12 protein-coding genes are annotated in these 13473 nt (G+C 62.1%); 4 read left to right on the top strand and 8 right to left on the bottom strand.

What is annotated here, in order from left to right; translation table 11 throughout:
- Positions 1-5 precede the first annotated feature (5 nt).
- Positions 6-2234, bottom strand: coding sequence for a RelA/SpoT family protein (locus NKJ28_RS28195; RefSeq protein ID WP_023677772.1), 2229 nt, complete (start codon positions 2232-2234; stop codon positions 6-8).
- 111 nt (positions 2235-2345) lie between these two features.
- Positions 2346-2747: a DNA-directed RNA polymerase subunit omega gene (gene rpoZ, locus NKJ28_RS28190; RefSeq protein WP_023677773.1), complete on the bottom strand. Its 402-nt coding sequence runs from the start codon at positions 2745-2747 to the stop codon at positions 2346-2348.
- Positions 2748-3025: 278 nt separating this feature from the next.
- Here rpoZ and NKJ28_RS28185 point away from each other — a divergent pair, with 278 nt between their 5' ends.
- The gene (locus tag NKJ28_RS28185; RefSeq protein ID WP_023677774.1) at positions 3026-3607 is read left to right on the top strand and encodes a LabA-like NYN domain-containing protein; all 582 of its coding nucleotides are present in this window, start codon (positions 3026-3028) and stop codon (positions 3605-3607) included.
- Complete coding sequence (locus NKJ28_RS28180) at positions 3604-4281, top strand: uracil-DNA glycosylase (protein ID WP_245274739.1); 678 nt, start codon at positions 3604-3606, stop codon at positions 4279-4281. The genes NKJ28_RS28185 and NKJ28_RS28180 overlap by 4 nt, the downstream gene beginning before the upstream one ends.
- Positions 4282-4311: 30 nt before the next feature.
- Here the strand turns inward: NKJ28_RS28180 and NKJ28_RS28175 are convergent, their stop codons facing one another.
- From NKJ28_RS28175 to dapA, 4 genes are all read right to left on the bottom strand, one after another.
- A complete protein-coding gene (locus tag NKJ28_RS28175; RefSeq protein WP_352622542.1) occupies positions 4312-4833 on the bottom strand; it encodes a hypothetical protein in 522 nt (173 codons plus the stop codon).
- Positions 4834-4940: 107 nt separating this feature from the next.
- The gene (locus NKJ28_RS28170) at positions 4941-5669 is read right to left on the bottom strand and encodes a GH25 family lysozyme (protein WP_352637864.1); all 729 of its coding nucleotides are present in this window, start codon (positions 5667-5669) and stop codon (positions 4941-4943) included.
- Between the two features lie 106 nt (positions 5670-5775).
- Positions 5776-6255 carry an SsrA-binding protein SmpB gene (gene smpB / locus NKJ28_RS28165; RefSeq protein WP_023677778.1) on the bottom strand — a complete coding sequence of 160 codons (480 nt, stop codon included), beginning with the start codon at positions 6253-6255 and terminating at the stop codon, positions 5776-5778.
- Between the two features lie 25 nt (positions 6256-6280).
- Positions 6281-7162: a 4-hydroxy-tetrahydrodipicolinate synthase gene (dapA, locus tag NKJ28_RS28160; RefSeq protein ID WP_352449009.1), complete on the bottom strand. Its 882-nt coding sequence runs from the start codon at positions 7160-7162 to the stop codon at positions 6281-6283.
- Between the two features lie 328 nt (positions 7163-7490).
- On the opposite strand from dapA, the gene NKJ28_RS28155 reads away from it, so the two are divergent.
- Complete coding sequence (locus tag NKJ28_RS28155) at positions 7491-9530, top strand: lytic transglycosylase domain-containing protein (protein WP_352637863.1); 2040 nt, start codon at positions 7491-7493, stop codon at positions 9528-9530.
- A 232-nt stretch (positions 9531-9762) separates the two neighbouring features.
- Positions 9763-10656 carry an alpha/beta fold hydrolase gene (locus NKJ28_RS28150; protein ID WP_352637862.1) on the top strand — a complete coding sequence of 298 codons (894 nt, stop codon included), beginning with the start codon at positions 9763-9765 and terminating at the stop codon, positions 10654-10656.
- A 306-nt stretch (positions 10657-10962) separates the two neighbouring features.
- Here NKJ28_RS28150 and NKJ28_RS28145 read toward each other — a convergent pair whose 3' ends face one another.
- Together NKJ28_RS28145 and NKJ28_RS28140 are read right to left on the bottom strand one after the other, a co-directional pair.
- Entirely contained in the window at positions 10963-12021 is a 1059-nt protein-coding gene (locus NKJ28_RS28145) for a tyrosine-type recombinase/integrase (RefSeq protein WP_352795750.1), read from the bottom strand.
- Between the two features lie 238 nt (positions 12022-12259).
- Positions 12260-13456, bottom strand: a complete 1197-nt coding sequence (locus NKJ28_RS28140) for a porin (RefSeq protein WP_352637861.1) — start codon at positions 13454-13456, stop codon at positions 12260-12262.
- Between the last annotated feature and the right edge of the window lie 17 nt (positions 13457-13473).

The raw sequence follows: 13473 nt of genomic DNA, 5'->3' as shown, positions 1-13473 counted from the left end.
GCTATTCACCCATTCACGCGCCTTGCATCGCTGACGCTCGAATTGTCCTTTAGCTGCGACAGCAGCCGGTTCAAGTGCTTGAGGTCCCACACTTCAAGATCGATCAGCATTTCGGTGAAATCGGGCGCGGTGCGCACCATCGACAGAGTGTGGATGTTGGCGTCGTTGGATGCGACGACCTGTGCAATGTCGGCCAGCGAACCCGGCGCGTTGATGGCGGTGACCGAGACGCGCGCCGGGAACCGCTCCTTGGTGCGCTCGTCAATATCCCAGCGCACGTCGATCCAGCGCTCGGGCTGGTCGTCAAAGGCCTGCAGCGCCGGCGACTGGATCGGATAGATGGTGATACCGGTTCCCGGCTGCACGATGCCGACGATGCGATCGCCTGGCACTGCCCCCTCCGGCGCGAAGCGCACCGGCAGATCGCCGCGCACGCCGCGGATCGGCACTGCATCGTCTCGCGGCTGGTTCTTGTCCTTGCGTGCGGCGCGGCCCGGAATCTGGAACAGCATGCCGGCGGCGTTGCGGATCTTCGACCAGCCCTCCTCGCGCTGCTTGGGCGCGACCAGCGTGACACGCTCGTCCTTGTAGTCGGGAAACACCGCCTTCATGACATCGGTGGAGGCAAGTTCGCCTCGGCCGACCGCGGCCAGTACATCCTCGATGTCCTTGCGCGCCAGCCGGTGCAGCACCGGCTTCAGGCTTTCTTTGGTGAAGGTCTTGCCAGAGCGTTCGAAGGCGCGCTCCAGAATGCGGATACCGAGACCCGAATATTGCTTGCGAATGGCGTTCTTGGTGGCGCGGCGGATGGCCGAGCGTGCCTTGCCGGTAACGACCACCGATTCCCACGCCGCCGGCGGGACCTGCGCCTTCGAGCGGATGATCTCGACCTCGTCGCCGTTCTTCAGCTCCGTCATCAGCGGCATGATGCGGCCATTGACCTTGGCGCCGACGCAAGTGTCGCCGACGTCGGTGTGGACGGCATAGGCAAAGTCGATCGGCGTGGCGCCGCGCGGCAGCGCGATCAGCATGCCCTTCGGCGTGAAGCAGAATACCTGGTCCTGAAACAGTTCCAGCTTGGTGTTTTCGAGGAAGTCCTCGGGATTGTCGCCTTCGGCAAGCTGCTCGATGGTGCGCCGCAGCCAGGCATAGGCATTGGTTTCCTTCGAGATCGCATGGGCGGCACCATTCATCTTGCCACCGGTATCCTTATAGATCGAATGAGCCGCGACGCCGTATTCGGCGATCTTGTTCATTTGATAGGTGCGGATCTGCAATTCGACGCGCTGGCGCGACGGGCCGACGATGGTGGTGTGGATCGAGCGGTAGTCGTTCTGCTTCGGCGTCGAGATGTAATCCTTGAAGCGGCCGGGCACCATCGACCAGGTGGTGTGGATGGCGCCGAGCGCGCGGTAACAGTCCTCGACCGTCTCGACAACGACGCGGAAGCCGAAAATGTCGGACAGCTGCTCGAACGACAGCGCCTTGGCCTCCATCTTGCGGAATACCGACCACGGCTTCTTCTGCCGGCTCTTGACCTCGGCCTTGATCGAATATTTGTCGAACAGCGTGGAGAGCGCCTTCTCGATCTCCGACAGCACGCCCTTGTTGCGCTCGAAGATTTCGGCCAGCCGTGCGGTGACGGCGCGGTAGGCTTCCGGATTGATGAAGCGGAAGGCAATCTCCTCCAGCTCCTCGCGCATGCCTTGCATGCCCATGCGACCAGCCAGCGGCGCGTAGATGTCCATCGTCTCTTCGGCGATGCGCAGGCGCTTGGCTTCCGGCACATGGTCGAGCGTGCGCATATTGTGCAGGCGGTCGGCGAGCTTGACCAGAAGCACGCGCACGTCTTCCGAGATCGCCAGCAACAGCTTGCGCAGGTTCTCCGCCTGCTCGGCCTTCTTCGAGACGAGGTCGAGCTTCTTCAGCTTGGTCAGGCCCTCGACCAGCTTGCCCATTTCCGGGCCGAACAATTCGTCGATCTCGGCCCTGGTCGCCGTGGTGTCCTCGATCGTGTCGTGCAGCAAGGCAACGGCGATCGTCGCCTCGTCCATGTGCATTTCGGTGAGGATGGCGGCGACTTCGAGCGGATGCGAGAAATACGGGTCGCCGGAGGCGCGTTTCTGGTGGCCATGCTTCTGCATGGCGTAAACATAGGCCTTGTTGAGCAGCGCCTCGTTGACGTCAGGCTTGTAGCGCTGCACGCGCTCGACAAGCTCATACTGACGCATCATGGCCGGGATCTCGCAATGCTGAAATGAATCATGCGCCGCACTGGCGTACGGCGCATGTCATAGATAGCCACGAAACTGCCGACGCGAAAGTGTCGGCAGTTGTCGCTAAGATCAATAATCGTCGCTTTTTTCCGGCGGCACCAGGCCTTCGATGCCGGCCAACAGGTCTTCTTCGGTCATGCGATCGAAGGTGACGTTGTCCTCGGCGTCGTCGGCATCGGTGGCTGCAACGGCGCTGCCGGTCTGGTCGGCAATCGCCTCGCCATCGGCTTCCGGCTCATCGACCTCGACATGCTTCTGCAGCGAATGGATGAGATCTTCCTTGAGGTCGTCCGGCGACAGCGTCTCTTCGGCGATTTCGCGGAGCGCAACGACCGGGTTCTTGTCGTTGTCGCGCGGTACGGTGATCTGCGCGCCCTGGCTGATCTGACGGGCGCGGTGGCCGGCCAAGAGCACCAGCTCGAAGCGGTTGTCGACCTTGTCGATGCAATCTTCAACGGTTACGCGGGCCATGAGTTGCCCCTTTCATGCCTGGATTTGATGGAAAACAGGCGCGGTCCATAACCTGAACGCTGCCAAAATACAAGCTTTTATGGCGGTGCGCAGCTCTGACGCGGGCCGCCTGCGACGACACAGCGCCGATCACAATTGCTTGCGGTGCGGCATGGTGCCTTGGATTGCCGTAAAACTGGCGTTATCTCGAACGATGAAGGCCAACAGGTCTATTATCAGACCGGCCGATAGTCGCCACGCATTTAGACGACCGCTTATTTCGAAAAAGGACATTTTCCATGTTCGATCCTCGTGAAAAAATCGCTCTCTTTATCGACGGTGCCAATCTCTACGCCACCTCGCGCGCGCTGGGCTTTGACATCGATTACCGCAAACTTCTGGCGAGCTTCCAGAAACGCGGCTATCTGCTGCGCGCTTATTACTACACCGCGCTGGTCGAGGATCAGGAATACTCCTCGATACGGCCGCTGATCGACTGGCTCGACTATAACGGCTTCAAGGTGGTGACCAAACCGGCCAAGGAATTCACCGACTCGACCGGCCGGCGCAAGATTAAGGGCAATATGGATATCGAGCTGACCGTCGATGCGCTCGAGCTTGCCGATGTCGTCGACCATTATGTCATCTTTTCGGGCGACGGCGATTTCCGCACGCTGGTCGAGGCGCTGCAGCGGCGCGGGCGCAAGGTGTCGATCGTCTCGACCATGGCTTCGCAGCCGCCGATGATCTCCGACGATCTGCGCCGCCAGGCCGACCATTTCATCGACTTGATGACGCTTAAGAATGAAGTCGGCCGCGATCCGTCGGAGCGGCCGGTGCGCCGGCCCGAACCGGCCGAAGTCGACGAGGAAGACTATTGACGGTCGTTGCCTTGACCGCGCCCCTGGTCGTCTCCCCCGAACCCGATCGCGATTGCCCGCTCTGCCCGCGGTTGCACGACTTCATCGCCGAGTGGCGACGGCGCGAGCCGTCCTGGTTCAACGCGCCGGTGCCGACCTTTTTGCCGCCGGAAGGCGAGGATGCAGTGCGTCTGCTGATCGTCGGGCTGGCGCCTGGACTGCGCGGGGCGAACCGGACGGGGCGCCCCTTCACCGGCGATTTTGCCGGCGACCTGCTCTACAACACGCTGATCGCGCACGGCTTTGCGCGCGGCGAATTCAAAGCGCGACCGGATGACGGGCTGGAGCTTGTCGGTACGGCGATTACCAATGCGGTGCGCTGCGTGCCGCCGGACAACAAGCCGGTTGGCGCCGAGATAGCGACCTGCCGGACGTTCCTGGTGCCGACGATCGCGCGATTTCCAAATCTGCGCGCTGTGCTGGCGCTTGGCTCGATCGCGCACCAGTCGACCGTGCGGGCGCTCGGCCAACGCGTTGCAGCCTATCCGTTCCGGCATGGTGGGCAGCAGCAGGCCAATGGCATCACGCTGTTTTCCAGCTATCATTGCTCGCGCTACAACACCAATACCGGCGTGTTGACGGAAGCGATGTTCGTCAACGTCTTCAGTCAGATAGAAGCTTTTCTGAAGACATAGAGTCGGGCGACGCCCGCCAGGGCACGAGCCCTAGATTCGGGCGATCGCGAACAACCAGGCCGGGAGATCCAGCAACCACAGAAACAGTGCAAGCTGCAGCGCGACGCGCAGGCGTTGGATGATCCGCCAATTGCTGGCCATGTCGGATTTGATGCGCAGCGCAAGCGCTCGGTGCATCCCGTCCAGGGTTGCGGGAGGGTGCTGATCGACGAAGTCCTGGAGCAGCTTCTCTGGATCGAAACGGAACGTATAGTTATAATACGGCCACACCATAATCGCGACCAGCAGCCCGATAAGAAAAAGCAATGTCAGCGCCAGCCAGTCCCAAGGCCCCACGCCATCCAGGAGCGCCCTGCCTCCGAGGAGAGAACTCGCGAACGCGGTTGCGAAGATCAGATTGCCGGCGCGCGTATTGAGACTTTCAACCACGCCCTGCTGGTGCTGGAGGCCACGCACCGCCTCCGCATAGACAAATGCCAGGCGGGGGTCGCCGCCGTCCGTCGCAGCAGGCGGGGCGTTGCTGTCATTGGTTGATGAAGGGCGCTCCGGCATCAAATGTACTTAGCACGGCGCCGCCTGCGATATGAATAGCCACATGGGGAACGCTTCGTCGCTCTGTCTTCGGGCCATCGACGGTGTTTTGGTGGACAGGAATAGCGTCAATCCGACGCCGTCGCTTCAGGCGCTGCGGCAAACAACGCGGCCAGCGTCGCCGGCCCGCCCTGGAGAACATTCAAGTCGACGTCGCCGCTGATGCCGTCGACGCGGCCCCGGTTGTGATACTGCCAGTAGATCCAGTTGTCATGGGCCGGCCGCAGCGCCAGCGAACGCAGCCAGCGCGGGCGGCTGGCTAGCTGCCCGGCATAGGCTTGCGCCGCCTCGTCGGTCACATAGAGGATCGCCGTCTTGCCGAACGCCGCCTCGACCGGGCCGAGGAAGGCGGAGAGTTCGGCGCTCAGCTGTTCGGGAGTTGGCCGCTGCGGGCAATTGCCGCCGAACTCGATGTCTACCACCGGCGGCAGCAAAGGCTGATCGTGCGGCACCACCGAGATGAAGTTGCGTGCCTGATCCGTACCCGGTCTGCAGAAGGTGAAGAAATGATAGGCACCGACGGCAAGACCGGCGGCGCGGGCCGCGCGCAAATTGGCGGCGAAGGCATCGTCGACATGATCGCCGCCTTCCGTCGCCTTGATCACGGCGAAGGCGACATCGTCGGCGGCAACACGCCGCCAGTCGATCTGCCGCTGATGATGGGAGACGTCGATGCCCCTGACCGGATATTTGCGGCGGTCCGGAGAAAATGTCTGGAAGTAGGTATAGCCGCCGGCCAGAACGAGGCCCGCCACGAGCAGACCGGCCGCGCCCCATAAGACGATCCGGTTTTTCAAACGAGACCTATCCCTTTTGGTCCGCCCTGCCCGCCGCTACGGCTCCGGGCGTTCGTCGCTCGAAAAGCCAAATCGCTGGCTTTTCCTCCGCTTCGCGGACCGCCCCTCACCCTCGCTCTTTCAGCAGCCGGCCCTTCTCGCGCGACCAGTCGCGCTGCTTTTCGGTCTCGCGCTTGTCGTGCAGCTTCTTGCCGCGGCCAACGGCGAGCAGCAGCTTGGCACGGCCTTGGTCGTTGAAGTAGATCTTCAGCGGCACCAGCGTCATGCCTTCGCGGTCGACGCTTTGCGCCAGCTTGGCCATCTCGCGCTTGTTGAGCAGCAGTTTGCGGCGGCGGCGCGGCTCATGGTTGAAGCGGTTGGCCTGCAGATACTCCGGCAAATAGGAGTTGATCAGCCAGATCTCGCCGCCCTCGACCGAGGCGTAGCTGTCCTGGATATTGGCCTGGCCCTGGCGCAGCGATTTCACTTCCGTACCGGTCAGCACCAGGCCGGCCTCGATCGTGTCGAGCACCTCATAGGAAAACCGCGCCTTGCGGTTTTCCGCAACGGTCTTGTTGTTGGGATCGGCTTTTCTGACGTGATTCATGATGCGGAGAGGTGGCGCCTCATCCCTAGTTTATCAAGCCGGCGTGCTTCATCGCCGCGTCGATCTTCTCGGCGGTCGACGGCTCGACCGTCATTAGCGGCGAGCGCAGCACGTTCTCGACCTTGCCCAGCTTCGACAGCGCATATTTCGCGCCGGAAACGCCGGGCTCCATGAAAATCGCCTTGTGCAGCGGCAACAGACGGTCCTGCAGGTCGAGCGCCTTGGCGCAGTCACCGGAAAGCGTTGCCTCCTGGAATTCAGCGCAAAGCCTGGGTGCGACATTTGCCGTCACCGAAATACAGCCGACGCCGCCATGCGCGTTGAAGCCGAGCGCCGAGGCGTCTTCGCCGGAGAGCTGGATGAAATCCTTGCCACAGGTGGCGCGCTGCTCCGAAACCCGCTCGACCTTGCCGGTGGCATCCTTGACGCCGACGATGTTCTTGAAGTCATGCACCAACTGGCCCATCGTCTCGGGGCTCATGTCGACCACCGAGCGCGGCGGAATGTTGTAGATGATGATCGGCAGGCTGGTTGCCTTGGCGACGGCGGCGAAATGCGCATAGAGGCCGCGCTGCGTCGGTCTGTTGTAATAGGGCGTGACGACAAGGGCCGCGTCGGCGCCCGCCTTCTCGGCATACTGGACCAGGCCGACCGCCTCGTCGGTGTTGTTGGAGCCGGCGCCGGCGACGACCGGAACCCGGCCCTTGGCGACCTCGATGCAAACCTTGACGACTTGGCGGTGCTCGTCATGCGACAGCGTCGGCGACTCGCCGGTGGTGCCGACAGGGACGACGCCCGTCGTGCCTTCGGCGATCTGCCAGGCGATGAACGCGCGAAAGGCTTTCTCGTCGAAACGGCCGCTCTTTTCGAACGGTGTGACGAGCGCGGTCAGCGAGCCTCTTAGCATGTCGTCCAACTCCTTGGGACTAGCGCATGACCCCGAAAATCGCAGTCGATTTCGGAAAGGATCATGCGCCAAATTTAAATTGCTACAGCGTCCTTTGCGCGTCTGAGAAGACGCGCGGCGCTGTAGGTGTTTGTCGTGCGCGCCTTCTAGCCGAAAGCGAAGCGGCGCACCATAGTCTCGACATTGTTGCGCGGCAAGCATTGCGCCAGCAATTGCAATTCGAACGACCTCGATAGGGTTTTCTTTACGCGCCCTTCATCACAGACGAATAGGCTGCAGTTCATCTGTGCCAGCTGTAGCATCGAAGAAATAGGAAAAGACCAAATCCATGCCGACCAGGCGGCCTCATCTTTTCGCGCTTCTCGGCGCGATCGTTGTGCTGATCCCCGGTGCGGCGATCGGCGGCAGCGTCGATGGGCAGGTCACGTCGGCGATCCCGATGACGGAGCCGCAGAACGATGCACTGCAGCAGTCCCCTTCGCCATCCGCCAGCGTCGCGGCGCTGAAGAGCGGTCTCGACGCGCTGGCGGCAAACGACATTCAGCGCGCGCGCCAAGTACGCGAGACGCAGCCGGCCAAATCGCTCGACCGGCATATCCTTGCCTGGGCGATAGCGCTCTATGGCGGCGACCAGGTGCCGAGCGGCGACATCGCCGATGCGGCAAAGATGCTGCCGAACTGGCCGGGCACGATCGCCTTGCGCAAGAACAGCGAGCGCGCGCTCTATCGCGAGAACCCCGCGCCACAGGTCGTGGTGCGGGCGTTCGACGGCAGCCAGCCGCTGACCTTCGAGGGCGTGGTGATCCTTGCCCGCTCCTATATAGCGCTGGGCGATACGAAGGCGGCGCGCTCGGTGCTGTCGCCATTCTGGCGCACCGAAAAGCTCGAAGCCACGGACGAGGCGGCGGTCATCCGCGAGTTCGGCGCGCTGATCCCGGCCGCCGACCATCGCTTCCGCATGGAGCGCATGTTCTATGCCGATCGGGTCGCTTCGGCGCTGCGCGTCGCCGGTCTCGCCGGTGCCCAGCAATTGGCCGATGCCTGGGCGGCAGTCACCAAAGGCGACAAGAACGCGGCCAAGCTGCTGAAGGCGGTGCCGGCAGCGCAGCGGGCGGCCGGCTATCTGTTTGCCGAAGCCGAATATCTGCGCAAGCAACAGAAATTTTCCGATGCCGCCGCGCTGGTGCTGAAGGCGCCGGGTGACCGCGACGCTCTGGTCGATCCGGACGCCTGGTGGGTCGAACGCCGGGTGCTGTCGCGCGAGCTGGTCGACCAGGGCGACATGAAGACCGCCTACAGAATAGTCGCCGCGCATGCCGCCGAAAGTCCCGCCAATGCTGCCGAGGCGGAATTCCATGCAGGCTGGTACGCGCTGCGCGGCCTCAACGACCCGAGCACCGCCGCCAAGCATTTTGCGCAAATCGCGGAGCTCGCCCAAGGGCCGATGTCGCTGTCGCGCGCCTATTACTGGCTCGGCCGTGCCGCCGAACTCGGCGGTCCCGGCAGTGCCAAGGATTATTTCAGCCGTGCCGCCAGCTACGGCACGACCTTTTACGGCCAGCTCGCCGGCGAGCGTGTCGGCCGGCATACCCTCAACATCGTCTACCCGCAGCCAAGTGCCGCCGATCGCCAGAATTTTGCCACCCGCGAGGCGGTCAGCGCCATCGAGCGGCTGCAGCAGGCAGGCTATGACCGCTATGCCGAAACCCTCTACCGCGACCTTGCCGGGCAGTTGAGCAGCCCCGGCGAACTGGCGCTGCTTGCGATGCTGGCGGAAAGACAAGGCAACCATTTCATGGCGCTGAAGGTCGGCAAGATCGCCGGCGCACGTGGCATCGACGTCGGCGCGCTGTCGCATCCGCTCGGCGTCATTCCCGACACCGCCAACATTTCCGGCTCGGGCAAGGCGCTGGCCTATGCGATTGCCCGTCAGGAAAGCGAGTTCAATATCGGCGCCGTCTCCAGCGCCGGCGCGCGAGGACTGCTGCAGCTGATGCCAGGCACGGCCAAGCAATTGGCGAAGAAGGCCGGCATGACTTTCTCGCAGGCCCGGCTGACCACCGATGCCGGCTACAACGCAACGCTGGGCGCTGCCTTTCTCGGCGAGCAGCTCGGCCGCTTCGACGGCTCCTACGTGCTGACCTTCGCCGGCTACAATGCCGGCCCCACCCGCGCCGCCCAGTGGGTGGCGAAATACGGCGATCCGCGCGGCAAGGACATCGATGCCATCGTCGACTGGATCGAGCGGATTCCCTATACGGAAACAAGAAGTTACGTCCAGCGCGTGATGGAGAACTACGAGGTCTACAAGATGCGTATCTCCGGCAAATACGACATTGTCGGGGATCTGGTGAACGGCCGGGGTTAGCCTTTCCTTCTCCCTTTGTGGGAGAAGGTGGCCGAGCGAAGCTCGGTCGGATGAGGGGTGCTCCAGCTTGGTTCCGACAGCGTCCGTCCACCCTCCCCCCAACCGTCTCGGCGCTAACGCGCCGATCCACCTTCTCCCACAAGGAGAGAAGGAAGAGCCCCCGATTTGACCGCCCCTGCCCTCGCCTGTAGCAGTCGCAAACGATCTGACAGCAGCACGGAATCGAGTGTACATGCCAAACGACGAAGGCTTCTCCGATTTCTTCTACGCCGCGCCGGACGGGCTGTCCCTGCACGCCCGCATCTACGGCGAAGCGAATTCCGGCCGCTGGCCAGTCGTTTGCCTGCCCGGCCTGACCCGCAATTGCCGTGATTTCCACGAGCTGGCGCTTTATCTGTCGACGCAGGCGAAGCGCAGGGTTGTCGCCTTCGATTATCGCGGGCGCGGGCAGTCCGCCTACGATGCCGATATCGGCCATTACAATATCGGCATCGAAGCGGGGGATATTCTCGCCGGGCTGGCTGCACTTGGCGTCGACGAGGCAGCCTTCATCGGCACCTCGCGCGGCGGACTGATCATCCATGTGCTCGGGGCGATGCGGCCGGCCGTGCTGAAGGCCGTCGTTCTCAACGACATCGGCCCGGTGATCGAGGCGCAAGGTCTCGCCCATATCCGCTCCTATCTCGACCTCGCGCCATGGCCGAAGACGTACCAGGAGGTGGTCTGCGGCCTGCGCAGCACCCATGGCGGGGATTTTTCGGCGCTGACCGATGCGGATTGGGAGCGGATGGCATCAGCCCTCTACCGCGAGACCGAGGAGGGATTTCTGCCCGATTTCGATCCGAAACTGGTCGAGACGCTGGCGGGGCTCGATCCCAGCCGGCCGCTGGCCGATCTGTGGCCACAGTTCGACGCGCTGGCGGCCATCCCGATGCTCGTCATACGCGGCGCCAATTCGAAGCTGCTGTCCGCCGAAACGCTCGAGCAGATGCGGACGCGCCATACCGATATCGAGACGATCACTGCCGACGGCCAGGGGCATGCACTTTTTTTGGCGTCCGGGATCCTGCCGGGCAGGATCGCTGGTTTTTTCGATCGGGCGGAGCGGCGGGGTGGCAGGAAGTAAAGCTCGACCGAGCGAAGTAATTCACGCGCAGGTTTTGCGTCGGTCAAAGCATTCCGACGGCCGTTGACAGTTCCGGAATTAGCGGTGAAATAATTTTATCGATGTCGGCGCTGCCCCTCATCCGCCTGCCGGCACCTTCTCCCCGTATAGCGACGGGGAGAAGGGTGGTGTCTGCAACGCTGGGGATTAGCGAAATCTTTCGCAAGGGCGCCTTTCTCCCCGTCGCTATACGGGGAGAAATGCCCGGCAGGGCAATGAGGGGCAGCGCAACCCTGAGCGGCTGGCTGATATCTCACGTCAGATCCGTCAGGATTTGGCGCTTCTCTTCGCTGGCTTTGGGGCCTTGCTTGCGGCCGGCTCGCCTTTTGGCCCTCGCCTTGCCGGAGGTGGAGCAGACAAAGCGCTTGCACCGCCGATGTCCGAGCCACCGGACCGAGGCGTTTCCAGCACGGTGACGCAGCCGTCGAGGTCGTTGGTGGCCAGATGGGCGTAGCGCATGGTCATCGACAGCGTCTGGTGACCGAGCCACATCTGTACGCGCCTGATGTCGATGCCGCCCTGGACGAGACGCGAGGCGCAAGTATGGCGCAATATATGCGGCACGACCTGATCGTCGGCGCCAAGCCCGACTTCGGCCTTAGCATCGTTCCAGATGGCGCGAAACTGCGCCTGGCTGAGCTTGGTGAACGGGCCTTTGGGCCGGCGGCCCTCGGTGGCCGGCAGCTTGATCACCTCTTTTACCCGCTCGGTCATCGGAATGGTGCGGCTGCGGCCGGATTTGGTGATCCAGAAACTGACGCGGTGCTCCTGGATATCGTTCCAGATCAAACCCAGCGCTTCGCCGAGGCGGCAACCGGTGTCGACGAGAAAGACGGAAAGCCGATAAGCGTCCTCGCTGCGGCTCTTGATGGCAGCGAACAGCCGGGCCTCCTCGTCCCTTTCGAGGAAACGAATCCGTCCCGCCCGCTCCTTCTGGCGGCGGAACTCGGGCAGGCTGTGGATATCTCCCATCTTGTGAGCCTTGCGCAGCAGTTTGCTGAGGGCAGCCATCTTCCGATTGATGGTTGCGTTGCTGTTGCCGCGCTGGCGCAAGGTGCCGATAAGATTGTCGAGGGTGCTTTGGTCAAAGGCGCTGAAACGCTCCCCAAGGAGGATCTCGTCTATTTCGCCGATGAAGGAGCTGACATTGTATTTATGCCGCCCGTCATCCCAAAGTATGTCCCGGTATGCTGAAAAAAGTTCTCCGATCCTGTGCGACTTTACTTCTCGTATCTTGTTGTAACTGTATTTTATTTTTGCAGTTTGAGAAGAAAACATCGAAAAATGATCAGAGGTTCCTCCCTCTTGAATCGCATCGTTCGTCATTATTCGCCACACCCCCGAGTGGATAGGCCTAGACCTACCTGCTTGGCGGTGCCCTTTCAAGAGTTTTAAGCGTTGTGGCCGATTTCATCCACCAGTGGCGGATCCCAACGACATCGTTCCACAACCCTGTTCAGCTACCGAACCCCCTTTTCCTTCTGTTTGCGACCAGTCGCGAAAACAAAAACAGCCCGGGCGTTAAGGCGCCCGGGCTGGATTTCACTTGCCTTAAGTCCAGCCCTTAGAACGAGCGCTGGAAGCGGAGGAAGCCGCCAACGGCGTTTTTCTTGTCGCCCGGGATGCCGGTCCAGTTGTATTCATAACCGGGCAGCGAGTCGCTATCGATGTGGTGGCTGTTATGAGCCCAGTCCACTTCGGCCGTGATCGTCATGCCGGGAACGATATCGTAGGCGATATTGGCCGCGACGCCAGCTTCCTTGGCTTCGTCATACGACGCCTGCAGGTTGAACGAGGTCTTCTCGTTGATGGTGTAGGTGCCACCACCCCAGACTGCCCAGTTACCGCCCCACTGCTTGTAGAAGTTGCGCGGGAGATTGTCGTCAGAGCCGTAGCCGGCCATCAGGAACAGCGACAGGTTCTGCATCGGCGTCACGTCGAGGCGAACCTTGCCGGCCCATTCTTCCAGGCTGCTGTCATAGGCAACAACACCGCTGATGGAACCCCAGCCCTGCGTGTACTTCACGCCGCCAACGACATACGGAACATAGCTGTCGACCGAGTCGTGACCGAGAGTGATGGCAGTATTGGCGCTGTTAAGGATAAAGCCTTCACCGGTTTCCAACGACGCCACGGCCGAGAAGCCGTTGCCGGCATCGAAGTAGTACTGGACGACATTGGTGTCGAAGCCGCCGTAGGGAACGATCGTATCCTGGATGACGTTGCCGGCGTAGCCGGTGAACGTGTTGAAGGCTGTTTCGTCCTTACCGACGCGAAGACCACCGAGCTGGATCCAGGCGAAATTCAGCGAAACGCCTCTGCTACCAAACCTGGAAAAGTGCTCGTCGAACCCAGGCACGTCTTGATAACCGGTTCCCCAGTTGAAGCGGGTCTCGGTGTAGGTCTTCAAGGTGCCCATCTCGGTTTCCTGGCCGGTGTAGGTCCTCAACGTGAAGCGAGCCTGCTTGTAATAGCCGTCGTTGACGTTGTCTTCACCATCCAAGGCATCCGACAGGTCCTGGTACCTGGCGCCGTCGAACGAGCCAGCCTGGCCCACGGAGATGTCATAGCGGACATAGCCGCCGATGCGCAGGCAGATTTCGGTGCCGGGGATGTAGTAGTAGCCAGCGCCGTAGACGTCGCAGATCTTGACGTATTCAGCGGGTTCCGGCTCGGCGACGACGACGGCGTCGGCGGCGCGCGCACCGGAAACTGCGATCAGTGCCGCAGCGGAGCCGAGAAGAAGGCTCTTGATGTTCATTTTCTGACCTCCAGTCA

It is taken from the genome of Mesorhizobium sp. M0145, from assembly GCF_040322355.1.
GTDB lineage: Bacteria > Pseudomonadota > Alphaproteobacteria > Rhizobiales > Rhizobiaceae > Mesorhizobium.
Note: the sequence above shows the minus strand (reverse complement) of the source record. Positions and strands in the feature narration are given on the sequence as shown.

Excerpts from the sequence above, each read along its gene's own strand:
- NKJ28_RS28195 (WP_023677772.1), bottom strand. The coding sequence starts at position 2,234 with ATGATGCGTCAGTATGAGCTTGTCGAGCGCGTGCAGCGCTACAAGCCT.
- rpoZ (WP_023677773.1), bottom strand. The coding sequence starts at position 2,747 with ATGGCCCGCGTAACCGTTGAAGATTGCATCGACAAGGTCGACAACCGC.
- NKJ28_RS28185 (WP_023677774.1), top strand. The coding sequence starts at position 3,026 with ATGTTCGATCCTCGTGAAAAAATCGCTCTCTTTATCGACGGTGCCAAT.
- NKJ28_RS28175 (WP_352622542.1), bottom strand. The coding sequence starts at position 4,833 with ATGCCGGAGCGCCCTTCATCAACCAATGACAGCAACGCCCCGCCTGCT.
- smpB (WP_023677778.1), bottom strand. The coding sequence starts at position 6,255 with ATGAATCACGTCAGAAAAGCCGATCCCAACAACAAGACCGTTGCGGAA.
- dapA (WP_352449009.1), bottom strand. The coding sequence starts at position 7,162 with ATGCTAAGAGGCTCGCTGACCGCGCTCGTCACACCGTTCGAAAAGAGC.
- NKJ28_RS28155 (WP_352637863.1), top strand. The coding sequence starts at position 7,491 with ATGCCGACCAGGCGGCCTCATCTTTTCGCGCTTCTCGGCGCGATCGTT.
- NKJ28_RS28150 (WP_352637862.1), top strand. The coding sequence starts at position 9,763 with ATGCCAAACGACGAAGGCTTCTCCGATTTCTTCTACGCCGCGCCGGAC.
- NKJ28_RS28145 (WP_352795750.1), bottom strand. The coding sequence starts at position 12,021 with ATGACGAACGATGCGATTCAAGAGGGAGGAACCTCTGATCATTTTTCG.
- NKJ28_RS28140 (WP_352637861.1), bottom strand. The coding sequence starts at position 13,456 with ATGAACATCAAGAGCCTTCTTCTCGGCTCCGCTGCGGCACTGATCGCA.